Source organism: Pseudomonas sp. NPDC089547, assembly GCF_050280665.1.
Taxonomy (GTDB): Bacteria; Pseudomonadota; Gammaproteobacteria; order Pseudomonadales; family Pseudomonadaceae; genus Aquipseudomonas.
In genome coordinates, this window is sequence record NZ_JBNNVS010000010.1 from 92,468 (window position 1) to 116,577 (window position 24,110).

Annotated in this window: 26 protein-coding genes; 17 read left to right on the top strand and 9 right to left on the bottom strand. The window is 62.0% G+C overall.

What is annotated here, in order from left to right:
• Positions 1-63 precede the first annotated feature (63 nt).
• Complete coding sequence (locus ACQKPZ_RS09755) at positions 64-963, top strand: choline sulfate utilization transcriptional regulator (RefSeq protein ID WP_427537252.1); 900 nt, start codon at positions 64-66, stop codon at positions 961-963.
• Between the two features lie 23 nt (positions 964-986).
• Complete coding sequence (locus tag ACQKPZ_RS09760) at positions 987-1,319, top strand: DOPA 4,5-dioxygenase family protein (protein WP_427537255.1); 333 nt, start codon at positions 987-989, stop codon at positions 1,317-1,319.
• A 121-nt stretch (positions 1,320-1,440) separates the two neighbouring features.
• Here ACQKPZ_RS09760 and trpA read toward each other — a convergent pair whose 3' ends face one another.
• Both trpA and trpB read right to left on the bottom strand, forming a co-directional pair.
• Positions 1,441-2,250, bottom strand: a complete 810-nt coding sequence (gene trpA, locus ACQKPZ_RS09765) for a tryptophan synthase subunit alpha (protein ID WP_427537258.1) — start codon at positions 2,248-2,250, stop codon at positions 1,441-1,443.
• Positions 2,247-3,464 carry a tryptophan synthase subunit beta gene (gene trpB, locus ACQKPZ_RS09770; protein WP_391131911.1) on the bottom strand — a complete coding sequence of 406 codons (1,218 nt, stop codon included), beginning with the start codon at positions 3,462-3,464 and terminating at the stop codon, positions 2,247-2,249. The genes trpA and trpB overlap by 4 nt, the downstream gene beginning before the upstream one ends.
• Before the next feature lie 110 nt (positions 3,465-3,574).
• Between trpB and ACQKPZ_RS09775 the strand changes: the two genes are divergently transcribed.
• A complete protein-coding gene (locus tag ACQKPZ_RS09775) occupies positions 3,575-4,471 on the top strand; it encodes a LysR family transcriptional regulator (RefSeq protein ID WP_427537261.1) in 897 nt (298 codons plus the stop codon).
• Here the strand turns inward: ACQKPZ_RS09775 and ACQKPZ_RS09780 are convergent.
• Complete coding sequence (locus ACQKPZ_RS09780; protein ID WP_172228925.1) at positions 4,468-4,791, bottom strand: DUF883 family protein; 324 nt, start codon at positions 4,789-4,791, stop codon at positions 4,468-4,470. The genes ACQKPZ_RS09775 and ACQKPZ_RS09780 overlap by 4 nt on opposite strands.
• A gap of 151 nt (positions 4,792-4,942) precedes the next feature.
• Here ACQKPZ_RS09780 and ACQKPZ_RS09785 point away from each other — a divergent pair, with 151 nt between their 5' ends.
• Complete coding sequence (locus ACQKPZ_RS09785; RefSeq protein WP_003253076.1) at positions 4,943-5,158, top strand: dodecin; 216 nt, start codon at positions 4,943-4,945, stop codon at positions 5,156-5,158.
• A gap of 100 nt (positions 5,159-5,258) precedes the next feature.
• Positions 5,259-5,480, top strand: coding sequence for a DUF1161 domain-containing protein (locus ACQKPZ_RS09790; protein WP_016484240.1), 222 nt, complete (start codon positions 5,259-5,261; stop codon positions 5,478-5,480).
• Between the two features lie 99 nt (positions 5,481-5,579).
• Here the strand turns inward: ACQKPZ_RS09790 and ACQKPZ_RS09795 are convergent, their stop codons facing one another.
• Positions 5,580-6,584: an LLM class flavin-dependent oxidoreductase gene (locus ACQKPZ_RS09795; RefSeq protein WP_427537264.1), complete on the bottom strand. Its 1,005-nt coding sequence runs from the start codon at positions 6,582-6,584 to the stop codon at positions 5,580-5,582.
• A gap of 154 nt (positions 6,585-6,738) precedes the next feature.
• Here ACQKPZ_RS09795 and ACQKPZ_RS09800 point away from each other — a divergent pair, with 154 nt between their 5' ends.
• Both ACQKPZ_RS09800 and ACQKPZ_RS09805 read left to right on the top strand, forming a co-directional pair.
• The gene (locus ACQKPZ_RS09800) at positions 6,739-7,164 is read left to right on the top strand and encodes an OsmC family protein (RefSeq protein ID WP_391131920.1); all 426 of its coding nucleotides are present in this window, start codon (positions 6,739-6,741) and stop codon (positions 7,162-7,164) included.
• 73 nt (positions 7,165-7,237) lie between these two features.
• Entirely contained in the window at positions 7,238-7,471 is a 234-nt protein-coding gene (locus ACQKPZ_RS09805) for a DUF1161 domain-containing protein (protein ID WP_427537267.1), read from the top strand.
• Between the two features lie 118 nt (positions 7,472-7,589).
• Here the strand turns inward: ACQKPZ_RS09805 and ACQKPZ_RS09810 are convergent, their stop codons facing one another.
• Both ACQKPZ_RS09810 and ACQKPZ_RS09815 read right to left on the bottom strand, forming a co-directional pair.
• Entirely contained in the window at positions 7,590-8,003 is a 414-nt protein-coding gene (locus ACQKPZ_RS09810; protein WP_016484244.1) for a hypothetical protein, read from the bottom strand.
• Between the two features lie 55 nt (positions 8,004-8,058).
• Positions 8,059-8,472: a hypothetical protein gene (locus ACQKPZ_RS09815; RefSeq protein WP_427537270.1), complete on the bottom strand. Its 414-nt coding sequence runs from the start codon at positions 8,470-8,472 to the stop codon at positions 8,059-8,061.
• 85 nt (positions 8,473-8,557) lie between these two features.
• Between ACQKPZ_RS09815 and ACQKPZ_RS09820 the strand changes: the two genes are divergently transcribed.
• On the top strand, positions 8,558-9,631 hold the full coding sequence (locus ACQKPZ_RS09820) for an aminopeptidase (protein ID WP_427537379.1): 1,074 nt from the start codon (positions 8,558-8,560) through the stop codon (positions 9,629-9,631).
• A 133-nt stretch (positions 9,632-9,764) separates the two neighbouring features.
• Here ACQKPZ_RS09820 and ACQKPZ_RS09825 read toward each other — a convergent pair whose 3' ends face one another.
• Together ACQKPZ_RS09825 and ACQKPZ_RS09830 are read right to left on the bottom strand one after the other, a co-directional pair.
• Positions 9,765-10,415, bottom strand: a complete 651-nt coding sequence (locus tag ACQKPZ_RS09825; RefSeq protein ID WP_403203046.1) for an HAD family hydrolase — start codon at positions 10,413-10,415, stop codon at positions 9,765-9,767.
• Between the two features lie 120 nt (positions 10,416-10,535).
• Positions 10,536-11,084, bottom strand: a complete 549-nt coding sequence (locus ACQKPZ_RS09830) for a gamma carbonic anhydrase family protein (RefSeq protein WP_016497395.1) — start codon at positions 11,082-11,084, stop codon at positions 10,536-10,538.
• 66 nt (positions 11,085-11,150) lie between these two features.
• Between ACQKPZ_RS09830 and prlC the strand changes: the two genes are divergently transcribed.
• The 6 genes from prlC (at position 11,151) to ACQKPZ_RS09860 (ending at position 19,619) form a co-directional block, all read left to right on the top strand.
• Positions 11,151-13,238 (top strand): oligopeptidase A, encoded by a 2,088-nt coding sequence (gene prlC / locus ACQKPZ_RS09835; RefSeq protein WP_427537273.1) that lies wholly within the window; start codon positions 11,151-11,153, stop codon positions 13,236-13,238.
• Positions 13,235-13,516 carry a YheV family putative zinc ribbon protein gene (locus ACQKPZ_RS09840; RefSeq protein WP_391131933.1) on the top strand — a complete coding sequence of 94 codons (282 nt, stop codon included), beginning with the start codon at positions 13,235-13,237 and terminating at the stop codon, positions 13,514-13,516. Before prlC ends, ACQKPZ_RS09840 begins: the two co-directional genes overlap by 4 nt.
• A 109-nt stretch (positions 13,517-13,625) precedes the next feature.
• A complete protein-coding gene (locus ACQKPZ_RS09845; RefSeq protein WP_427537276.1) occupies positions 13,626-15,620 on the top strand; it encodes a M3 family metallopeptidase in 1,995 nt (664 codons plus the stop codon).
• 76 nt (positions 15,621-15,696) lie between these two features.
• Positions 15,697-16,755: a PA0069 family radical SAM protein gene (locus tag ACQKPZ_RS09850; protein WP_427537279.1), complete on the top strand. Its 1,059-nt coding sequence runs from the start codon at positions 15,697-15,699 to the stop codon at positions 16,753-16,755.
• 420 nt (positions 16,756-17,175) lie between these two features.
• A complete protein-coding gene (locus ACQKPZ_RS09855) occupies positions 17,176-17,895 on the top strand; it encodes a carbonic anhydrase (protein ID WP_201206648.1) in 720 nt (239 codons plus the stop codon).
• 191 nt (positions 17,896-18,086) lie between these two features.
• Entirely contained in the window at positions 18,087-19,619 is a 1,533-nt protein-coding gene (locus tag ACQKPZ_RS09860) for a SulP family inorganic anion transporter (RefSeq protein WP_427537282.1), read from the top strand.
• A 132-nt stretch (positions 19,620-19,751) separates the two neighbouring features.
• On the opposite strand, the gene ACQKPZ_RS09865 is transcribed toward ACQKPZ_RS09860, so the two are convergent.
• A complete protein-coding gene (locus ACQKPZ_RS09865) occupies positions 19,752-20,393 on the bottom strand; it encodes a hypothetical protein (RefSeq protein WP_391131941.1) in 642 nt (213 codons plus the stop codon).
• Between the two features lie 368 nt (positions 20,394-20,761).
• Between ACQKPZ_RS09865 and coxB the strand changes: the two genes are divergently transcribed.
• The 3 genes from coxB to ACQKPZ_RS09880 are packed head-to-tail and all read left to right on the top strand — an operon-like array spanning position 20,762 to position 24,099.
• Positions 20,762-21,889: a cytochrome c oxidase subunit II gene (coxB, locus tag ACQKPZ_RS09870; protein WP_391131943.1), complete on the top strand. Its 1,128-nt coding sequence runs from the start codon at positions 20,762-20,764 to the stop codon at positions 21,887-21,889.
• Positions 21,890-21,932: 43 nt separating this feature from the next.
• Complete coding sequence (gene ctaD, locus ACQKPZ_RS09875) at positions 21,933-23,522, top strand: cytochrome c oxidase subunit I (RefSeq protein ID WP_198751928.1); 1,590 nt, start codon at positions 21,933-21,935, stop codon at positions 23,520-23,522.
• 10 nt (positions 23,523-23,532) lie between these two features.
• Complete coding sequence (locus tag ACQKPZ_RS09880; RefSeq protein ID WP_198751925.1) at positions 23,533-24,099, top strand: cytochrome c oxidase assembly protein; 567 nt, start codon at positions 23,533-23,535, stop codon at positions 24,097-24,099.
• The last annotated feature ends 11 nt before the right edge of the window (positions 24,100-24,110 follow it).

Below are 24,110 nucleotides of genomic sequence, written 5' to 3' on the forward strand. Positions count from 1 at the left end.
GATGCGACTATGGATAACATGGGTAAAGCCCATGGCGGGCAATGACTGGGATTAGCTGAGCTTATGTTTGATCACCTCGCCGAGCTGTCGCTGGATACCTTGCGCGTGTTCGAGGCGGCAGCGCGCTTGCGTGGTTTTACCGCTGCGGCGCTGGAACTGGGCACCACGCAACCGGCGGTGAGCCAGCAGGTGAAACGCCTGGAGGCACAGGTAGGTACGCGGCTGTTCGACCGTATTTACCGGGGCATAGAGCTGACCGAGGCTGGCCAGGTGCTGTTCGAGCAGGTGCATCAGGGCTTGCAGGCCATGGATGACGGCATTGCCCAAGCCAGCGGGCGCGGCCAGCGCGAGGTGCTGCAGGTGGCCACCGACTTTGCTTTTGCCGCGTTCTGGCTGATGCCCAGGTTGCAGCGTTTTCATGAAGCCTATCCACAGGTGGATGTGAGCCTGGTAACCGGTGAGCGCAGCCAGGGCATGTTGCGGCCGGACATTGATGTGGCGGTGCTGTTTGGCGATGGGCGCTTTCACCAGGGCGAGAGCCGCTGGTTGTTCGATGAGGAAGTATTCCCGGTCTGCAGCCCGCGGCTGATTCATGGCAAACCCACGTCAGCCGTGGCTTTGCAGCGTTTGCCCTTGCTGCATTTGAAGGGCGAGCAGGCCAGCCGCTGGTTTGACTGGGCGGGGGTTTTTCGCGGGTTTGGCGTGGCCAGCCCGCCGCCGCCGGGGCAGCTGCGCTTCGACAACTACACCTTGCTGATCCAGGCGGCGATTGCTGGCCAGGGCGTGGCTATTGGTTGGCGGCATCTTGTGGACAGCCTGGTGGAACAAGGGTTGCTATGCCGGCCATTAGAGGGGAGCCTGACATCGAGTCGGGGCTATTATCTGGTTTTGCCACCGCGCAAGCGGCGCGGGGCGTTGATCGAGCGGTTCGTCAGCTGGCTGGAGCAGGAGCGCAGCGGCTGATGGCGGTGCAATCGGGAGTTATCGTGCAAAGAATCAAGGGTTACCACGCCCACGTCTATTACAACGCGGCAACGATTGAGCAGGCACGTGAGTTGTGCGAGGAAGCGGCGAGGCTGTTCCCGGTGACCATGGGGCGCATGCACCAGAAACCGGTGGGGCCGCACCCGGACTGGAGTTGCCAGCTGGCGTTCGAGCCGGAATATGTCGGGGTGGTGCTGCCTTGGTTGGCGCTGTACCGCAAGGGGTTGGTGGTGTTCATGCACCCGCTGACCGGGGATGAACTGGCGGACCACCGCGACCATGCGATCTGGATGGGGGCTGTGCGGCCCTTGGATCTGTCGATTTTTGGTGGGTAAGTATCTGTCGCCTTTGAGGGCCTCTTCGCGGGCACGCCCGCTCCCACAGGGACCACACAGATGCTGAAAACTGTGGGGGAACCTGTGGGAGCGGGCATGCCCGCGAATCAGGCGGTGCGGTTCAGCGACGAGCGCCGCGCACCCCTTCAGCCAATGCCGAGCACAGGCTCAATACATCGCTCACCGCCTGCTCGCCAGTTTTGGCCTGGGCAATCTTGTCGACCAGCGCCGAGCCCACTACCACACCATCCGCCAGGCGGGCGATGTTGGCAGCCTGTTCTGGCGTGCGAATGCCAAAACCAACGCTGATCGGCAGATCGGTATGCCGACGCAGGCGGGCAATGGCCTCGGTCACGTGCTCGGTGGTTGCCGAGCCAGCACCGGTCACGCCGGCCACCGACACGTAGTAGACGAACCCGGAGCTGCGCTCCAGTACGCGCGGCAGGCGCGCATCGTCGGTGGTCGGGGTGGTCAGGCGGATGAAGTCGATGCCTGCGGCCTGGGCCGGGGTGGCCAGTTCGGCATCATGCTCGGGCGGCAGGTCAACGATGATCAGGCCATCGACGCCCGCCGCTTTGGCTTCTGCCACGAACTTGTCCACACCAAAGCGGTGGATCGGGTTGTAGTAGCCCATCAGCACGATTGGCGTGGTGTGGTTATCCACACGGAATTCGCGAACCATCAGCAGGGTCTTGGCCAGGGTCTGGCCCGCTTCCAGGGCGCGCAGGGTTGCCAGCTGGATGGCCACGCCGTCGGCCATCGGGTCGGTGAACGGCATGCCCAGCTCGATCACGTCGGCACCAGCGGCTGGCAGGCCCTTGAGGATCTGCAGCGAGGCGTCGTAGCCCGGGTCGCCTGCGGTAACGAAGGTGACCAGTGCCGAACGGCCTTCGGCCTTCAGTTCGGCGAAGCGTTGTTCAAGACGGCTCATGCCTGTTTCTCCTGGGCGGCCATGTGGTTCATGACGGTTTGCATGTCTTTGTCGCCGCGGCCCGACAGGCACACGACCATCAGGTGGTCCTTGGGCAGCTTCGGTGCGCGCTTGATCGCTTCGGCCAGGGCGTGGGAGCTTTCCAGGGCCGGGATGATGCCTTCCAGCCGGCAAGTGGCGTGGAACGCATCCAGCGCTTCGTCGTCGGTGATGCTGACGTATTCGACGCGCTTCACTTCGTGCAGGTAGGCGTGCTCCGGGCCGATGCCCGGGTAGTCCAGGCCTGCGGAAATCGAGTGGGCGTCGGTGATCTGGCCGTCTTCGTCCTGCAGCAGGTAGGTGCGGTTGCCGTGCAGCACGCCCGGTACGCCACCGTTCAGGCTGGCGGCATGCTTGTCGGTATGCACACCGTGGCCACCGGCTTCGACGCCGATGATCTGCACGCTTGGCTCTTCAAGGAACTCATGGAACAGGCCCATGGCGTTGGAGCCACCGCCCACGCAGGCAACCAGGCTGTCTGGCAGGCGGCCTTCCTTCTCGTGCAACTGGGCGCGGGTTTCCTTGCCGATGATCGACTGGAAGTCGCGGACCATGGCCGGGTACGGGTGCGGGCCGGCCACGGTGCCGATCAGGTAGAAGGTGTCTTCGACATTGGTAACCCAGTCGCGCAGGGCCTCGTTCATGGCGTCTTTCAGGGTGCCGGTGCCGGCAGTGACCGGCACGATTTCGGCGCCCAGCAGTTTCATGCGGAACACGTTGGCCTGCTGGCGCTCGATGTCGGTGGCGCCCATGTAGATCACGCAAGGCAGGCCAAAGCGGGCGGCAACGGTGGCGGTGGCCACGCCGTGCATGCCGGCGCCGGTTTCGGCGATCAGGCGCTTCTTGCCCATGCGCTTGGCCAGCAGCACCTGGCCGATGCAGTTGTTCACCTTGTGCGCGCCAGTGTGGTTGAGCTCTTCACGCTTGAAGAAGATTTTTGCGCCGCCACAGTGCTCGGTCAGGCGCTCGGCGAAGTACAGCGGGTTTGGGCGGCCGATGTAGTCGCGCTGGAAGTAGGCGAGGTCTTCGAGGAATTTCGGGTCTGCCTTGGCCGCTTCGTATTCGCGGGCCAGGTCCAGCACCAGTGGCATCAGGGTTTCAGCCACGTAGCGGCCGCCGAACGAGCCGAACAGGCCGTTGGCGTCGGGGCCGGGGCGGTATTGGGACTGGGTCATGGGGCGCTCCAGGGCGTAATGAATGAGTGATGGGCTTTACTCTAACCACGCCAAGCCCGGCTGAAAACCGATAAGATTGCGTAAACTTGTCAGAAAAACTCACAGGTAACATGGCCCACGACCTCCCTCCCCTGAATGCCCTGCGCGCCTTCGAGGCCACCGCCAGGCTCAACAGCGTCAGCCAGGCGGCCGAAGCGCTGCATGTCACCCATGGTGCCGTCAGCCGGCAGATCAAGGTACTGGAGGAGCACTTGGGCGTAGCGCTGTTCGTCAAGGACGGGCGCGGCATCAAACTCACAGATGCCGGTGTACGCCTGCGTGATGCCAGTGGCGAGGCCTTCGACCGGCTGCGCAGCGTGTGTGCCGAACTCAGTCGCGATGTCAGCGAGGCGCCGTTCGTGCTGGGCTGCTCAGGCAGCCTGCTGGCACGCTGGTTCATTCCGAGGCTGGGGCGCCTGAAGGCGGATTTGCCGGAGTTGCGCCTGCATCTGTCAGCCGGTGAAGGTGACCTTGACCCGCGTCGCCCGGGCCTTGATGCATTGCTGGTGTACGCTGAGCCGCCCTGGCCTGCCGACATGCAGGTGCATGTGCTGGCCGAAGAGCGCATCGGCCCGGTGCTCAGCCCGCACTTTGCCGGCTTCGAACGCTTGCGTGGCGCACCTGCCAGCGCCCTGCTGCAGGAGGCTCTGCTGCACACCACGTCACGTCCGCAAGCATGGCCAACCTGGGGTGAGCAGCAGGGATTGGACCCGGCCAGGTTGCAGTACGGCCAGGCGTTCGAGCATTTGTATTATTTGCTGGAGGCTGCGGTTGCAGGCCTTGGTGTCGCCATCGCGCCGCAGCCGCTGGTGGCTGATGACTTGCGAGCCGGGCGCCTCAGCGCACCGTGGGGCTTTTCCCCTACCCGGGCAGCGTTGGCGTTGTGGGTGCCCCGGCGCGCCGCAGATGGGCGCGCCGAGCAGTTGGCGCAATGGCTACGCGCCGAGCTTGCGCGGCAGAGCGCTTAGTTACGTTTGGTCAGTAAGTAGGCTGCCAGCAGCCCCAGTGCGCCAATGGCTACACCTGCGGTGGTGTACGGGTGTTCCTGGGCATAGTCGCGGGTTGCGATGCCAGTCTGGCGGGTGCGCTGTTTAACTTCCTCATAGGCATCGCTCAGCAGGCTGCGCGAATGGCGAAGGGCGCTCTCGGCGTTGCTGCGGATTGCCTTCACCGACTTCTGGGACTCTTCCGAGGCGTCATGCTTGAGGTTCTCCAGGCTTTTCAGAAGGCTCTCGATCTCCGCTTCCATGCTTTCCAGGGATGTTTTACGCAGCGAGTTGCGGTGCATGTTGACTCTCCTTTGCAGTATCGGTTGTAAGAAGTGCGACCGTTGGCCTGCCCGAAAGTGCGATCGAACTTTGGCCACGGGTGACGGCTCGCAGGTAAACCAGGCCTGCGCTGCTAGGCTAAAAAATCACCGTCACCCAAGGAGAGTGCTCATGACCGATCATCACACCTACAAGAAGATCGAACTGGTGGGGTCTTCGCCCACCAGCATCGAAGAGGCGATCAACAATGCCCTGGCCGAAGCCGGCAAGAGCATCAAGCACCTGGAGTGGTTCGAGGTGGTCGATACCCGTGGCCATATCCGCGACAACAAGGCGGCACACTTTCAGGTCACGCTGAAGGTTGGCTTCCGCATCGCCAATAGCTGACACATTGCCGGGCTGGAATAGCCTGGCGTGATGGGTTATTACAAAGGGGGCGCCTTGGCGGGCGCCCTTTCTCATTTCATCTGCACAAGGAAAGCGATCGATGAACAAACTGATTCTGGCGCTGGGCCTGATGACCTTGGCCGGTGGTGCGCTGGCAGCAGGCAAGCCGTGTGAGGAACTGAAGGCAGAGATTGCGGCCAAGCTGGATGCCAAGGGCGTCACCGGATACAAGCTGGAGATCGTCAACAAGGGCGAGCCGGCCGGCAAGGTGATCGGTAGCTGTGAGGCGGGTACCAAGGAGATTGTGTACCGTCGCGGCTGATGTGCTGGACCCTTCGCGGGCTTGCCCGCTCCCACAGGTTCGGCACTGGCCTCAGGCCGTGTGATATCCCTGTGGGAGCGGGCGAGCCCGCGAAGAAGCTCACTCGGTCTTGAGGGCCTGCGCCAGCAATTCATAGGACCGCACCCGGTCCGCATGCTCATACAGGTCACAGGTAAAGATCAGCTCATCCGCCCCGGTCTGCTCCAGCAGCACCTCCACCTTGGCCCGTACCTTCTGCGGGCTGCCAATCATCGCCAGGCCCAGGAAGCTGCCCACAGCATCCCGCTCATGCGGCAGCCACAAGCCATCCATGCTCTCGACCGGCGGCTTTTGCATCAGGCTCTGCCCCCGAATCAGCGCCAGGATGCGCTGGTACACCGAGGTGGCCAGGTATTCGGCCTTTTCGTCGGTTTCGGCCACCACCATGGGGATGCCCAGCATCACATAAGGCTTGTCCAGCGTGGTCGACGGCTTGAAGTGGTTGCGGTAAACGCGGATCGCCTCGTGCATGTAGCGCGGCGCAAAGTGCGAAGCGAAGGCATAGGGCATGCCGCGCATGCCCGCCAGCTGAGCGCTGAACAGGCTGGAGCCCAGCAACCACATGGGTACGTCGGTGTCGTGCCCCGGCACGGCGATCACTTTCTGATCATCAGTGCGTGGGCCGAGGTAGCGCGACAGTTCTTCGACATCGTCCGGGAAGTCGTCCGGGCCGCCTGCGCGGTCGCGACGCAGGGCGTAGGCCGTCATCTGGTCGGAACCCGGCGCGCGGCCCAGGCCCAGGTCGATGCGCCCCGGGTACAGGCTGGCCAGGGTGCCGAACTGTTCGGCAATCACCAGCGGCGCGTGGTTGGGCAGCATCACCCCACCAGAGCCTACGCGAATGGTCGAGGTGCCGCCGGCCAGATAACCGATCAGCACCGACGTTGCCGAGCTGGCGATACCGTCCATGTTGTGGTGCTCGGCCACCCAGAAGCGGTTGTAGCCAGAACGCTCGACGTGCTGCGCCAGGTCCAGCGAGTTGCGCAGTGACTGCGCAGGGCCGGCATCAGCGCGCACGGGCACCAGGTCGAGGGTGGAAATCTTCAGGTCGCGCAGTAGCGTCATTGGAGCCTCCGCAAGGGTGGTTGGCCAGAGGCCTTTTCATCTCTGTATGGGCACATTCGGGGGATTCAATGCTTACGGTGCGATTGGTCTGAACTTGCGGTGGGTGGCTGCCCTCTGAACCGATAAGCCCGTAACCGAATGACCAGGAGGCATCATGAAAAAGACAGCATCGGCGATCTGGCAAGGTGGCCTGAAGGATGGCACCGGCCTGCTTTCTACCGAAAGCGGCGCGCTCAAGCAGAACCCTTACGGCTTCAATACCCGTTTTGAAGGCTCGCCGGGGACCAACCCGGAAGAGCTGATTGGTGCGGCGCATGCGGGCTGTTTCTCGATGGCACTGTCGATGATGCTGGGCGAAGCCGGGCTCACTGCCGACCGGATCGACACCGCCGCTGAAGTAACGCTCGACAAGCTGCCTGATGGCTTTGCCATTACTGCCGTGCATCTGGTGCTAAGGGCCAAGGTTCCCGGCGCCAGCGATGCGCAATTCCTGGAGATTGCCAACAAAGCCAAGGAAGGGTGCCCGGTGTCCAAGGTGTTGAACGCGAAAATCAGCCTGGATGCCGCGCTGGTGGGCTGAAGCGGCGCAACAGTGGCGCTTTGCTGTAGTCTAAACAGCGTCGGCAGCATGCTGCCTCTTCAGGAGCCGTTTCATGATTCGCGTAGCAATCGCTGTATTGGCTTCCCTGGTCGGCACGTCTGCCTTGGCGGCGGTCAAGCCGTGCGAGGAGCTTAAAGCCGAGATCGAGGCCAAGATCCAGGCTCAGGGTGTGGCGTCCTACACCCTGGAGATCGTGCCCAACAGTGAGGTCAAGGACCAGAACATGGTGGTCGGGACTTGTGATGGCGGAACCAAGAAGATTATTTACCAGAAGAATGATCGTTAGGGTTTGAGATTTTGGGGCCGCTTCGCGGCCCATCGCGACACAAGGCCGCTCCTACAGGAGATCGCGTATCCCTTGTAGGAGCGGCCTTGTGTCGCGATGGGCTGCAAAGCAGCCCCATTCACGGAATACAGAACACGTTGCTAGGCTCGTTCACCAACACCTTGCGGCTGGCGTCATACAGCAACACCTGCGGCTCCATCACCGGCGCCCGCGCCTCCAGGCGATAACGCTCACCGGCCTTGAAGTCATCAAAGCGCACGGTCAGGTAGCAGGTACGGTCTCGTGGCTCGCTCATGATGCCGCCCGAGTAGATTTCATAATCGAAGCGCACCACCAGTTCGTGCTTGCCGGGTGTGACCTGGAAGTAACGGCCATCTTCCAGGCGTTTACCGTCGAGGCGGTCGGCCATGATCACCCGGCCGGGGGTCATGGTGTAGAGGTCGACCCAGGCCTGCTTGGGGTCGACGGGCGGCAAGGGGCTGGCGCAAGCCCCCAGCGCACTGAGGGCGATCAGCATCATGGGCTGGCGCATGGCAAGACTCCCACTTGCGATTTACAAGGTACAAGCATAGCGCCGTTTGCGGGGTTCAGGTGCGTTGGCAGCCTGCGGGCATGCCCTGCCCGAGCAGTTTTTGCTGTTGGTCGTAGAGTTTGATCCAGGGACGGAAACCAATGCTGCCCGCTTGCAGTTGATAGCGCTGCCCGGCCATGAAGTCCTTGAAGGTCAGCTTGACCTGGCAATCGCGCCACAGCGGTTGGTCCACCGCGCCGATATTGCTGGGGGTAACCGGAAACTGATAGCGCACGGTCAGTTCATGGCTGCCGGGCTGCACTTCGAAATAACGGTTATCGACCCAGTCGCGCTCATCGACCTGCACGGCGTCCAGCGATGTGTTGTCGTAGGGTGTGAGGTCGATCCAGGCCTGGTTCGGGTCCGGGTCTGGCAAGGTCGAACAGGCAGATAGCAGCAACAGTGAGCCGGCGACCAACAATGCACGCATGGCGAAACTCCCCCTTGGCGAGATAGTCTTGGAGCGAATCGGCCTTGAGCGAGTCAGACAGTTCCGGATGCTTCGACTTTTTCTTATACAGCGCTCAGGCCCTGGGGCACTCGACCGCGTTTTCACCCGTTTTGTTCCCCTGCTGGCGGCGTTCCTGCTGAACGGTTGCAGCAGCGTTGGCTATTACGGGCAGTTGGCCGAGGGCCAATGGCAACTGCTGCGTGCACGGCAGCCGGTGGCGCAGGTGGTGGCCGACCCGGCCACGCCCGCGCAATTGCGCGCGCGCTTGGAACATGCCGAGCAGGCGCGTGTATTTGCCAGCCAGCAACTCAAGCTACCGGACAACCGCAGTTATCGGGTTTACGCCGAACTGGGTCGGCCTTATGTGGTGTGGAATGTATTCGCGACCCCTGAGTTGTCGTTGCAGCCGCTGACGCACTGCTTCCCGATCGCGGGGTGCGTGGCCTATCGCGGTTACTACCAGCAAGGCGCTGCACGCGGGGCGGCGGCGCTGATGCGGCAAGATGGGCTGGATGTTTATGTGAGTGGTGTTGAGGCTTATTCGACCCTGGGCTGGTTCGATGACCCGATCCTGTCGTCGATGGTTGGCTGGGGCGACGAGCGCCTGGCCACGCTGATTTTCCATGAGCTGGCTCACCAGCGCTTTTATGTGCAGGACGATACCGAGTTCAACGAGTCGTTTGCCTCCTTCGTCGAGCAGGAGGGCACGCGGCAATGGCGCGTGGTGCGTGGGCTTGCAGCGGTTGGCGAGAATCAGGGGCAGCAGCGTGACCAGTTCATACGGCTGGTGCTGGCCAGCCGCGAGCGGTTGCAGGCGATTTATGCCGGGCCGCTGGATGATGCGCACAAGCGGCAGGCCAAGCAGGCGGAGTTTGAGCGTTTGAGGCGGGAGTACCGGCAGGTGCGCGATGGCCAGTGGGGCGGTGACAAGCGCTATGACGCTTGGATGTATGGGCCTTTGAACAACGCCAAGTTGTTGCCGTTTGGGCTGTATGACCAGTGGGTGCCGGCGTTTGCGACGGTGTTTCGTGAGGTTGACGGAGACTGGGCGCGGTTTTATGAGCGGGTCGAGCAATTGGGGCGGTTGCCAATTGCGCAAAGGAAAGTCGCGTTGCAGCGGTTGATGGTTAGCCAGTGAGATTTTGGGGCCGCGTTGCGGCCCATCGCGACGCAAGGCCGCTCCTACAAGGGGCCGGGTAGCATGGGTTGACGCGATTCCCTGTAGGAGCGGCCTTGCGTCGCGATGGGCTGCAAAGCAGCCCCCAGGGCCATCAAGCCTTGATAAATGCCTGATGCATCTCGGCCAGGGTCGCAAAGTGGAAAGCCGGTTCTTCGGCCATCAACTCTTCCCGGCTACCAAACCCATACCCCACCGCCACTGCCTGCAAGCCATTGCTGCGGGCCCCGATCAGGTCATGCTTGCGGTCACCGATCATCAGCGTCTGCGCCGGGTCCAGCCCTTCTTCATCCAGCAAATGGCGAATCAGCTCGACCTTGTTGGTGCGCGTGCCGTCCAGCTCGCTGCCGTAGATCACCTTGAAATGATGGTCGAAGGCAAAGTGCCGGGCGATTTCGCGGGCGAATTCCCAGGGCTTGGAGGTAGCGATGTACAGCGTGCGGCCCTGCCCGTTCAGGGCTTCGAGCAACTCCGGCACGCCCTGGAACACCAGGTTTTCGTAAAGGCCGGTGACGCGGAAGCGCTCCCGGTAGAAGTTGACCGCCTCCCAGGCCTTCGCTTCGTCGAAGCTGTAGAACTGCATGAAGGCTTGCAGCAGGGGTGGGCCGATGAAGTGCTCGAGGCGGGCCAGGTCCGGCTCGTCGATGCCCAGCTTGGCCAATGCATACTGGATCGAGCGGGTAATGCCCAGGCGCGGGTCGGTCAGGGTGCCGTCTAGGTCGAACAGGATGTTTTGCTGGTGCATGTACGGGGTCCACTTGAGTGCGTTGTGGCCTTCTTCGCGGGCACGCCTGCTCCCACAGGTACAGCGCCGGCCTCAGGCCTTGTGCTATCCCTGTGGGAGCGGGCGTGCCCGCGAATGCGGTCATTCAGGTTGGTCGTAGCCTTCGGCCAGGTGCTGGTCCTTGAGCTTCACGTAGTTGCCGGCGCTGTAGGAGAAGAACGCGCGCTCCTTGTCGTTCAGCAGCCGGGCCTGTTTCACCGGGCTGCCCATGTACAGGTAACCACTGACCAAGCGCTTGCCTGGGGGTACCAGGCTGCCGGCACCGATGATCACTTCGTCCTCGACGATGGCGCCATCCATGATGGTGCTGCCCATGCCGACCAGAATGCGGTTACCCAGCGTGCAGCCATGCAGCATCACTTTGTGGCCGATGGTCACCTCGTCACCGATGATCAGCGGGAAACCGTCCGGGTTGAACGGGCCGGCGTGGGTGATGTGCAGCACGCTGGCGTCCTGCACGCTGGTGCGCGCACCGATGCGGATGCGGTGCATGTCGCCGCGCACCACGGTCATGGGCCAGATCGAGCTGTCTTCACCGATCTCCACGTCGCCCAGCACCACCGCCGAACGGTCGACGAAGGCACGTAGTCCAACTTTCGGAGTGTGTTGCTGGAAGCTTCGGATGGCCATGATAGCGTCTCTCATCTGTGCCGATAGGCAGGCTGCCTGCTGCGGTCGGCGTCGATTGTAATTAAGATGGGGCAGTGTTTCTTCTGCCAAGGTATCCAAACCGTGACTGCGAACAACCCGCTTCTGCAATCCCACGATCTGCCGCCCTTCTCGCAAATCCGTGCCGAACACGTGTTGCCGGCGATCGAAGCGATCCTGGCCGACAACCGTAAAGCCATTGCCGAGATCCTCGACAAGCAGGGCAAGGCCCCTACCTGGGCTGGCCTGGTGCTGGCCATGGACGAACTGAACGACCGCCTGGGCGCTGCCTGGAGCCCGGTCAGCCACCTGAATGCGGTGTGCAACAGCGCAGAACTGCGCGAGGCCTACGAGTCGTGCCTGCCGGCGTTGAGCGCCTACTCTACCGAACTGGGCCAGAACCGTGCGCTGTTCGATGCCTACCAGGCTTTGATCAACAGCCCCGAAGCCGCCGGTTTCGACGTGGCGCAAAAGACTATTCTCGAGCATGCGCTGCGTGACTTCCGCCTGTCGGGTATCGACCTGTCGGCAGACAAGCAGCAGCGCTACGCCGAAGTGCAAAGCAAGCTCAGTGAGCTGGGCAGCCGATTCTCCAACCAGTTGCTCGACGCCACCCAGGCCTGGACCAAGCACGTTACCGACGAAGCCGCGCTGGCCGGCCTGACCGACTCGGCCAAAGCGCAGATGGCTGCCGCTGCCCAGGCCAAAGGCCTCGACGGTTGGCTGATCACACTGGAATTCCCCAGCTACTACGCGGTCATGACCTACGCCAGCGACCGCGCCCTGCGCGAAGAGCTGTACGCCGCCTACTGCACTCGTGCCTCGGACCAGGGCCCGAACGCCGGCCAGAACGACAACGGCCCGGTGATGCAGGAAATCCTTGGCCTGCGCCAGGAGCTGGCCGAACTGCTGGGCTACAAGAACTACGCCGAGCTGAGCCTGGCCACCAAGATGGCCGAGTCCAGCGACCAGGTGTTGAGCTTCCTGCGTGACCTGGCCAAACGTTCCAAGCCGTTTGCCGCCCAGGACCTGGAGCAGCTGAAGGCCTACGCCGCCGAACAAGGCTGCCCTGAGCTGGCCAGCTGGGACGCCGGGTACTTTGGCGAGAAGCTGCGCGAGCAGCGCTACAGCGTGTCGCAGGAAGCCCTGCGCGCCTACTTCCCGATCGACAAGGTGCTGGGTGGCCTGTTCAACATCGTGCAGCGCCTGTACGGCATCGAAATCGCCGAGCTCAAGGGCTTCGACAGCTGGCACCCGGACGTACGCCTGTTCGAGATCAAGGAAAACGGCCAGCACGTCGGCCGCTTCTTCTTCGACCTTTACGCCCGTGCCAACAAGCGCGGCGGTGCATGGATGGACGGCGCCCGTGACCGCCGCCGCACTGCTGCCGGCCAACTGCAAAGCCCGGTGGCCAACCTGGTGTGCAACTTCACCCCGGCCTCACCCGGCAAGCCGGCGCTGCTGACCCACGACGAAGTCACCACCCTGTTCCACGAGTTCGGCCATGGCTTGCACCACATGCTGACCCGCATCGAGCATGCCGGTGTATCCGGTATCAACGGCGTGGCGTGGGATGCGGTCGAGTTGCCGAGCCAGTTCATGGAAAACTGGTGCTGGGAACCGGAAGGCCTGGCGCTGATCTCCGGCCATTACGAAACCGGTGCTCCCTTGCCCCAGGACCTGCTGGACAAGATGCTGGCGGCAAAGAACTTCCAGTCGGGCATGATGATGGTGCGCCAGCTGGAGTTCTCGCTGTTCGACTTCGAACTGCATGCCACCCATGGCGATGGCCGCAGCGTGCTGCAAGTGCTTGAAGGCGTGCGTGACGAAGTGTCGGTCATGCGTCCACCGGCCTATAACCGCTTCCCTAACAGCTTTGCGCACATTTTTGCGGGCGGTTACGCAGCTGGCTACTACAGCTACAAGTGGGCCGAAGTGCTCTCGGCAGACGCCTTCTCGCGCTTTGAGGAAGAAGGCGTGCTGAATGCCGAAACCGGCCGCGCGTTCCGTGAGGCGATCCTGGCCCGCGGTGGTTCGCGCGAGCCAATGGAGCTGTTTGTCGACTTCCGTGGGCGTGAGCCTTCCATCGATGCGTTGCTGCGCCACAGTGGCCTCACCGAGAGCGCTGCGGCATGAGCGAGGTTGCTGTGAACAAGACCAAGAAGCGCTTCATTGCCGGGGCGGTATGCCCGGCGTGCAGCGAGCCTGACAAGCTGATGATGTGGAACGAGGACGGTGTACCGCACCGCGAGTGCGTGGCTTGCGGCTTTACCGACACCCTCAACGAGCAGGGCTTGTCGGTGCCTAAAGAGCTGGGTACGCGGGTTAACCACCTTGCGCCCAAAGCGGCGCCGGCCAAGGTGCAGACGGTGCAGTTTTTCCCCAACCCGAAGCTGAAGAAACCGACCGAGTAAGTCTGTTGTGCCGCCCGGGCGCCATGCCCGGGTGGTAGATAGTCAGGCCACCCTCCGCCCACTGGCCATGCACGCTCACCTGCTCTTCCTGCGAGCAAGGTGTTTCACCATGGGCAACCCGCTTCTGCAAAAAAGCCATACCCCTGTCGATTACCCGGCAATCACCCTCGAAAACATGGCGGCTGCGTTCGACCACGTGCTGCTGCAGCATGCGCAAGGTATCGAGCGAATCGTTGCCGGGCAGCAGGCCATGCCTACCTGGGATGAACTGGTGCTGGCGGTTGATGAGTTGGATAGCCAACTGCTGGCGGTTTTTTTTGCAACCACACCTTTGATAGGCAGGGGCGTGGACTGGGCCAACGCGATCATTGGGTTCTATGGCCAGGCCATGGCGCAGCTGGAGCAGAAGCTGATCAACAGCAAGTTGCAGCATTTGTACGAGCGCTTGGCCAAAAGCGAAGTTGGCAAGCATCTGGATGCCGGAAAACGCGCAATCTTGCGTTGGCATCTCGATAAGTTCGCGTCCAGCGGGGCATTGCTCGACAGCACGGGCAAGGCACGGCTCACAGAACTTCAAGCGCTGATCGGCGCGGCACGCCAGGCGTTTCGCGCCAATATCAACCGGCCGGGGTTTGTGATTACCGATGAGGCCGAGCTTGGTGGTATCCCGCAACGGGTTCGCGATGAATTGGCCGCCAGGGCTCAGGAAGAAGGTGAGCAGGGCTGGCTGATAGCGTGCGAAAGCGTGGCTACTGAAGCAGTGCTCAAGCATGCCGACAACCGCGTATTGCGCGAGCGGGCGTACCGTGCGTATCACGCTCGCGGCGTCAGCCTGGAGCCTCAACTGGATAACCGCACCTACCTGGAGCAATTGGCCCGGCTGCTTGAGGAAAAAGCCCGACTGCTTGGTTTTGCCAGCCACCTGGAATTGAGCTTGCAGCGCAAGAGTGCGGGGTCGGTTGCCCAGGTGCACAGTTTTCTACACGACCTGGCCGGCCATGTGCGGCCGGTGATGTTGCAGTGGCGTGCGGATTTGCAGCGCCAGAGCACTGCCGATAGGCTGGGGGATCTCCAGCCTTGGGATATGCTCTACCTGCAGGCCTCGGCGCGCAGCGGCCGGGCCACCGAAAGTTTGCGCGAGTACTTTCCGCTGAATGCTGTCATCACTGCTTTACAGCAGCTGGCGCAACAGCTCTTGGGCGTAGCTCTAGTGGCCAAGCCGCTGGGAACCTGGCACGACAGTGTGCAAGCTTTCGAGGTATGGCAGGACCATGCCTTCATAGGTTTCCTGTATCTGGACGCCATGCAGCATCCCGGTAAGCAGCCAGACTCGGTGTTCACCACGTACATACGCAACCGCCGGGTGGATGCAGAGGGGATCTACCAGGCAGCGTCGGTGGTGGTCTACTGTGATTTGCCGCAAACACTGGCTGATGGTCAGCCATTGCTGGATCACCAGTCACTGCGCAAGCTGTTCCATGAGTTTGGCCATGCCTTGCACCATTTGCTGGTACGCACCACCACCCATGTAATGTCCAGTGTTACCGAACTGGGTAGCGATGGTGTGGAGCTGTTTGGCAAGCTGTTCGAGCGCTGGGTCTGGGATGCAGATTACCTTGTGTCGATTTCTTCGCCCCTGCGCGATGGCAGCCTGCTCACCCGGCGTTCGGCCAAACAATCCCTGGATGACTTGCGCCAACTGGGCGTGGAGGAGATCGCGCGCAAGCTGAGCCTGGCGCTGTTCGACCTGGATCTGCACGGCACGCCTGATGATGGCCGGTCGTTGGAGCAGCGCTTGAATGAAGCCCGTAAGCGCTGTGGCTATTGGCCTGTGCACGACTTCGAACACCCGGCGCATGCCTTCGACTACCTGGTGGAGGGCTATGATGCGGGCTACTACGCGTACCTGTGGTCCGATGTGTACGCCTTCGACCTGTTCACCCGCTTCGAGTCTGAAGGCTTGCTTGACCGGGCTGCAGGCCGGGCACTTCAGGAGACGCTGTTCGCCCCCGGAGCATCCCGCCCACTGAACAAAAGCATTGAAGCATTTCTTGGCAGGCCAGCGAGCCAGGAACCCTACCTGCGCTGGCATGGGCTGAAATGACCCCCGCTGACCGGAGGTGCTGGAAAGATAGCGATGCACACGATACTGTATATAAAACCAGTATCCGGGGTGGGTCATGATTTCTCCAGCACCGTTAAAAGGCCGTGGAACAGCGAACAATCCGCACAATCGCTTTGCCCCGAGCCATTCTGTGGTGGAGGACGACGGCTGGTATCAAGAAGTGCCTCAAACCCAAGGCACCGAGGTACGGATCGAGACGGCCAAGACGGTAATCAGCCGCAACACCTCACCTGATCTGCCCTTCGATCGCTCCATCAACCCGTACCGCGGCTGCGAGCATGGCTGTATTTACTGCTATGCCCGGCCCTCCCACGCTTATTGGGACCTTTCACCCGGCCTGGATTTCGAGACCAAGCTGATTGCCAAGACCAACGCCGCCGAGGTGCTGGCGCAGCAGTTGAGCAAACCTGGCTACGTGTGCGCGCCGATCAATTTGGGCTCTAACACCGACCCCTACCAGCCGATCGAGCGCGAGCAGTTGCTGACCCGGCGCCTGCTTGAAGTGTTGCTGCGGTTTCGACACCCGGTGACCATCGTCACCAAGGGTGCACTGGTGCTGCGCGACCTTGACCTGCTGGCTGAGATGGCCCGGCAACGCCTGGCGCGGGTGATGATCAGCCTGACCACACTGGACGACGACCTCAAGCGAGTGCTGGAACCACGTGCGGCTTCGCCCAAGGCCCGTTTGCGGGCCATCCGGGTGTTGCGTGAGGCAGGTGTGCCCGTGGGCGTCTTGTGTTCACCGATGATTCCGATGGTTAACGACAGCGAGCTGGAGCGCCTGCTGGAAGCGGCCAAGGATGCGGGTGCACAGAGCGCGGCTTACATGATGCTACGCCTGCCGCTGGAGGTGGCGCCGCTGTTCGAACAGTGGCTGCAAGACCACTACCCTCAACGGGCGACGCATGTGTTGAGCCTGATCCGCCAAAGCCGCGGGGGGGAGCTGTATGACAGCCGCTTTGGTGCGCGCATGCGCGGTGAAGGGGTGTTTGCCGATTTGCTGGCGCAGCGTTTTGCCAAAGCCATGAAGCGCCTGGACTTTGAAGGGCGGGAAGCGCAGGGGCTGGACTGCTCGGCCTTCTGCCCGCCCGGCGGGCAGATGCCCCTGTTTTAAATTCAATACTTACGCGACCTCTGTAGGAGCGGCCTCGTGTCGCGATGGGCTGCGTAGCAGCCCCAACATCTCGGATACAGTGAGATCGAGGGGGCTGCTGCGCAGCCCATCGCGACACAAGGCCGCTCCTACAGGGGGCCTGTTGCCAGCCCGGAATCTGACTAATCCAAGTTAATAATTGCGCTAATACATATTGGCGTTTGATGTTTTTTTGCTATTATCCATTTCCCGCCTTTTGCATCTGGAACACCCGTTCTAGAGCCTTCGAATTAAGTTTCAGTTAAGTTTTCCCCGCTAGCGTAGGAAATCAGTCCACACCGACTGTGATCTATGGCCCGTGCGTGTCATCTAAATCCCTGCATAGCCAGAATCTTTCACCGGTAAAATGGATTTACCTACACACCGTCAAGAGGATGAATCATGCCCGTCAAGGACCCATCCAAGGTCGTTCCGCAGGTCCCCGCGGAGAGCGCCGATGCCGCCCTGAAGCACATTGTCGATGGCTTTCTGCGCTTTCACCATGACGTCTTCCCCGATCAGCAAGAGCTGTTCAAGAAGCTCGCCACTGCGCAAACACCGCGCGCCATGTTCATCACCTGCGCCGACTCGCGCATTGTCCCCGAGCTGATCACCCAGAGCTCGCCAGGCGACCTGTTCGTAACCCGTAACGTAGGTAACGTGGTACCGCCATACGGCCAGATGAACGGCGGCGTTTCCAGCGCCATCGAGTACGCCGTACTGGCACTGAAAGTGCACCACATCATCATCTGCGGCCACTCTGACTGTGGCGCGATGCGCGCGGTGCTCAACCCGCATTCGCTGGACAAGATGCCGACCGTCGGAGCCTGGCTGCGCCACGCCGAAGTGGCCCGCACCGTTGTCGAGAACAACTGCTCGTGCGGCAGCGAACACGAAACGATGCAGGTGCTGACCAAGGAAAACGTCATCGCCCAGCTGCACCACCTGCGCACCCACCCTTCGGTGGCCTCGCGCCTGGCCGCTGGCGAACTGTTCATCCATGGTTGGGTGTACGACATCGAGACCAGCAAAATCGAAGCCTACGACGCCGCCAGCGACAGCTTCATGCCTTTGGCTGCTGGCGAGCCAGTCCCCTGCGCCACCCCGAGAGGCCGCTACTAAGCGACCCATCCACCGCTAGAACCTTGATAGCCGGCTGCACCCTGTAGGGGTGTGGCGCGGCCTTCTGCTGCCTTGAATTCCCTGACTGCCTTGCCGGCACGCCTGCTGGCGGCCCGCGCCTGCGCGTTTGTCAGGGGCAAACGTGCCCACGGCCAGGGGAATGGCCGTGCGACTAAGAAAGGAGAAACACGGTGAACATTACACAGTTGAAAGCGGCCCTGCCGCGCGAGTTGCTGGCGTCGGTGGTGGTCTTTCTGGTGGCCCTGCCGTTGTGCATGGGTATCGCGATTGCCTCGGGCATGCCGCCGGCGAAGGGCCTGATCACCGGCATTATCGGCGGCATTGTGGTGGGTTTCCTTGCCGGGTCGCCGCTACAGGTCAGCGGCCCCGCTGCCGGCCTGGCGGTACTGGTGTTCGAGTTGGTGCGCCAGCATGGCATGGCCATGCTCGGGCCGATCTTGCTGCTGGCGGGGCTTTTGCAGTTGCTGGCCGGGCGCCTGCGCCTGGGGTGCTGGTTCCGCGTCACTGCGCCAGCGGTGGTGTATGGCATGCTGGCGGGCATTGGCGTGCTGATCGTGCTGTCGCAGGTGCATGTGATGTTCGATACGGCGCCGCAGCCTTCCGGGTTGCAGAACCTGCTGGAATTCCCCTCCACCGTTGCCGCAGCCCTGCCACAGGAAAGCACAGGCTCCGGCTGGATGGCCGGTGCGCTGGGCCTGGGCACCATTGCCATCATGTGGGGTTGGGAGCGCTTGCGGCCGCAGCGGCTGAGGTTTGTCCCTGGTGCCTTGCTGGGTGTAGCAGCCATGACTGCGATCAGCATGTGGCTGGCGTTGCCGGTAAACCGGGTGCAAGTGCCGGCAGACCTGTCCGAGGCCATCGACTGGATTCGCCCGGATGACCTGATGCAACTGGCCGACCCTACCCTGCTGGTCGCCGCCTTCGCCCTGGCTTTCATCGCCAGTGCGGAAACCTTGTTGTCGGCCGCGGCGGTAGACCGCATGCACAGCGGCCAGCGCTCGGACTTCGACCGTGAGCTGTCGGCCCAAGGCATCGGCAACATGCTATGCGGCGTGTTGGGTGCATTGCCAATGACCGGGGTGATCGTGCGCAGCTCGGCGAATGTGCAGGCGGGCGCGCAAACCCGCGCGTCGGCGATCTTCCATGGCCTATGGCTGCTCGCGTTCGTGGTGGCGTTGAGCAGCGTGCTGCAGCAGATTCCGGTGGCGAGCCTGGCGGGTGTGCTGGTGTTCACCGGGGTCAAGCTGGTCGACTTCAAGGCGTTTCGCGGGCTGGGCCGTTATGGCCGCATGCCGATGTTTACCTACGCGGCGACAGCGCTGGCGATCATCTTTACCGACCTGCTGACTGGCGTGCTGCTGGGCTTTGCCCTGACCTTGCTGAAGCTGGCGTTCAAGGCGGCGCGGCTGAAGATCAACCTGGTGAGCCTGGAGAAGGCTGGGCATATGGAGCTGCGGTTAAGTGGTGCGGCAACGTTCCTGAAGGTGCCGGCGCTGACCCAGGTGCTGGATACCGTACCGGCGGGGACCACATTGCATGTGCCGCTGGGTAACCTGAGTTACATCGACCACTCGTGCCTTGAGTTGCTGGAGGACTGGCACAGAAGTAATGCTGCAAACGGGTCGCGGTTGTTGATCGAGCAGCGGCGGTTGAAGCGGCGGATCGAGGGGCGGTTGCGGACTACGGCGGGGGTTGGGGCCTGAAGCTTAAGTTTTGTATTGCCTGAACTGGCCTCTTCGCGGGCTCGCCCGCTCCCACAGGGACCGCACACAACTCAGATGCTGTGCGGTCCTTGTGGGAGCGGGCGTGCCCGCGAAGAGGCCGGAGCAGGAGTATCAGGCCGGTTGACCCAGCTCGACACCCAGCTGACGCGACAGGCACGGCCAGCGCTTCCACGCCTCACCGGTTGCCGGGCTACTCAGCTTCTCGCGGTAGGCTTCCACCGACTCCACCGCAAAGCTTGCGTCATTGAGCATCTCATCCACCGAGTGGTGCACCACTTCATCCAGCTGGTTGGCAAATTCTTCGCCAATCAACTGGTGGGCAATCAGGTTGGCAACAGTGGTGTCGACCGGGATCAGCGGCTGCTGGAAATGGCGGATGTACAAGTCATTCACCTCTTCCACCAGGCGGTGCGCCAGGTACGCCTCATCCAGCAGGCAGTCCAGCCCCACATGCCCGTTCATGACCTCGGGTGGCTGCAGGAAGTAAGCCTCGGCAATTTTCAATACAGGTTTGATCTGCGACTCGATCCCGGCCTCGCGGGCAACCGCGTGTGCGGCTTCCAGCAGTTCCGGAACCTGGTCGATGTAGGCGCTGACGAAGCGCGCCAAAGTACCCTGGGCGTCCTGCTCAGGCAGTTGGATCGAGGGGTGCAGGTGGGGCAGTTGCAGCTCGAGACGCTGTTTCAATTGGCCGGTCTGGCCTTCATGTTGATGGGCTTGGCTTACCTGCTCGCGTACAGCAGCGATGTTCATGACAACTCCAGGGACATTACGTTTCAAACGGAAGACACTAAATTAGCTCGGTATACAGAATACCTAAGACGCATTTGTTATAAGCCGCGCAAACGTGTGCGCTCTCGGGCATATCGAGGTGCCATTATCTGGCCATGAGCTCTCAAGCCTGCGGTTTCCAGGGCATCTGGCCATTTCGTGAAGTTCATTTCACTGCCTTCATTGCGTGCCATTAGTCGCTGACTATACTCCCGGTGAACGTGATTCGTTGATGAGGCCCGACTGCTTTTGCAGGGGCTCGGTCGTCGAAGCCAGGCAGTCTTGACCGCCGTTCCCTCTTGCCGCAGGCCACGCCTCCGGGACAACAAGAATTAGAAGGGGAACCCGCAATGATGCGACATCCACATGTCTGGATGGGCCTCCTGTTGTGGTCGGTTTTTGGTCAGGCGAACGCCGCCTGGACCGTGAACATGCACCCGGGGGCGACGGAAGTCTCCAACGCCGTCTTCGACCTGCACATGACCATCTTCTGGATCTGCGTGATCATTGGCATCGTCGTGTTTGGCGCGATGTTCTGGTCGATGGTCATCCACCGCCGTTCCACCGGCCAGCAGGCCGCGCATTTCCACGAGCATACCTGGGTGGAAATCCTCTGGACGGTGGTGCCTTTCCTGATCCTGGTGGTCATGGCCATCCCGGCCACCAAGACCCTGATCGATATCTACGACGCCAGCGAGTCGGACATCGACATCCAGGTCACCGGCTACCAGTGGAAGTGGCACTACAAGTACCTGGGCCAGGACGTGGAGTTCTTCAGCAACCTGGCCACCCCCGCCGACCAGATCCACAACAAGGCCCCCAAGGACGAGCACTACCTGCTCGAAGTCGACCAGCCGCTGGTGCTGCCGGTGGGCGCCAAGGTGCGTTTTCTGGTAACCGCCGCCGACGTCATCCACTCCTGGTGGGTGCCGGCCTTCGCGGTCAAGCGCGACGCCATCCCCGGCTTCGTCAACGAAGCCTGGACCCGTATCGAGAAGCCCGGCATCTACCGCGGCCAGTGCACCGAGTTGTGCGGCAAGGACCATGGCTTCATGCCGGTGGTGGTCGAGGTGAAATCCAAGGCCGACTACGACACCTGGCTCGGCGAACGCAAGGCTGAGGCCGCCAAGCTCAAAGAGCTGACCAGCAAGGAATGGACCCTGGAAGAGCTGGTGGAACGTGGCGACAAGATTTACCACACCACCTGTGTGGCCTGTCACCAGGCCGAAGGCCAGGGCCTGCCGCCGATGTTCCCGGCGCTCAAGGGCTCGAAGATCGCCACCGGGCCGAAAGAGGGCCACCTGAGCATCGTCTACCACGGCAAGCCCGGCACCGCCATGGCCGCCTTTGGCAAGCAGCTGTCGGAAGTCGACATCGCTGCCGTGGTCACCTACGAGCGCAATGCCTGGGGCAACAACAAGGGCGACATGGTCACGCCGAAGGACGTGCTGGCGCTGAAGCAGGCAGAAGCCAAGTGAACCGGGTTACTCGCGGCAATCAATGGGTTGCAGGAGGCAGGACATGAGCACAGTGATCGACGACCACGCCCACGGCCATGAGCACGCCCACGGCCCGGCCAAGGGCCTGATGCGTTGGGTGCTGACCACCAACCATAAAGACATCGGCACGATGTACCTGTGGTTCGCCTTCATCATGTTCCTGCTCGGCGGCTCGTTCGCCATGGTGATCCGCGCCGAGTTGTTCCAGCCTGGGCTACAGATCGTGGAGCCGGCGTTCTTCAACCAGATGACCACCATGCACGGCCTGATCATGGTGTTTGGCGCGGTGATGCCGGCCTTCGTCGGCCTGGCCAACTGGATGATCCCGCTGATGATCGGCGCGCCCGACATGGCCCTGCCGCGCATGAACAACTTCAGCTTCTGGTTGCTGCCGGCGGCGTTCCTGCTGCTGGTCTCGACTTTGTTCAGCCCTGGCGGTGGCCCCAACTTCGGCTGGACCTTCTACGCCCCGCTGTCCACTACCTACGCCCCGGCCAGTGTCACCTTCTTCATCTTCGCCATCCACCTGATGGGCATCAGCTCGATCATGGGCGCGATCAACGTGATCGCCACCATCCTCAACCTGCGCGCACCGGGCATGACCCTGATGAAAATGCCACTGTTCGTCTGGACCTGGCTGATTACCGCGTTCCTTTTGATTGCAGTAATGCCGGTACTGGCGGGCGTGGTGACCATGATGCTGATGGATATCCATTTCGGCACCAGTTTCTTCAGTGCCGCCGGTGGCGGTGACCCGGTGCTGTTCCAGCATGTGTTCTGGTTCTTCGGCCACCCCGAGGTGTACATCATGATCCTGCCGGCGTTCGGCGCGGTCAGCTCGATCATCCCGGCGTTCTCGCGCAAGCCGCTGTTCGGCTACACCTCGATGGTGTACGCCACCGGCGCAATTGCCTTCCTGTCGTTCATCGTCTGGGCCCACCACATGTTCGTGGTCGGCATCCCGGTGGTCGGTGAGTTGTTCTTCATGTACGCCACCATGCTGATTGCCGTGCCCACCGGAGTGAAGGTGTTCAACTGGGTCAGCACCATGTGGGAAGGCTCGCTTACCTTTGAAACGCCGATGCTGTTCGCCATTGCCTTCGTCATCCTGTTCACCATCGGCGGCTTCTCCGGGTTGATGCTGGCCATCGCCCCGGCGGACTTCCAGTACCACGACACCTACTTCGTGGTAGCGCACTTCCACTACGTGCTGGTGCCCGGGGCGATTTTCGGCATCTTTGCCTCGGCCTACTACTGGCTGCCGAAATGGACCGGCCACATGTACGACGAAACCCTTGGCAAGCTGCACTTCTGGCTGTCGTTCATCGGCATGAACATGGCCTTCTTCCCCATGCACTTCGTGGGCCTGGCAGGCATGCCGCGCCGCATCCCTGACTACAACCTGCAGTTCGCCGACTTCAACATGGTGTCGTCGATCGGTGCCTTCATGTTTGGTGCAACGCAGATCTTCTTCCTGTTTATCGTCATCAAGTGCATCCGCGGTGGGGCACCGGCACCGGCCAAGCCTTGGGATGGCGCCGAGGGCCTGGAGTGGTCGATCCCCTCGCCTGCGCCTTACCACACCTTCCAGACACCACCGGAAGTGAAATAGGGAACCCGCCATGAAAGGCCTGTCGCTGAAACGCCTGGTAACGCGCCTGCTGATGCTGACGGTGGTGATGTTCGCCTTCGGCTTTGCCCTGGTGCCGATCTACGACGTGATGTGCAAGGCGTTTGGCATCAACGGCAAGACCGGCGGGCAATACGAGGGCAGCCAGGTCAGCGACCCGTCGCGCTCGGTGCGGGTGCAGTTCATGTCGACCAATGCCAGCGACATGGTCTGGGACTTCTATTCCACGGCTGACCAATTGGAGGTCAACCCGGGGGCGGTGAACCAGATGATCTTCATTGCCCACAACCCGACCGACCGGCCGATGAGTGCGCAAGCGATACCCAGCATCACCCCGGCCGAGGCCGCGGCGTACTTCCACAAGACCGAGTGCTTCTGCTTTACCCAGCAGGTGCTGCAGCCCGGCGAACGCATCGAGATGCCGGTGCGCTTCATTGTCGACCGCGACCTGCCGGCCAGCGTGAAGCACCTGACACTGGCCTACACCTTGTTCGACATCACCGCTCGCCACCCGCCGGTCGCTCATGTTGCGGCCCAGGACGTCCAGGGCGCCCGTTAAGGGAAGGAGAA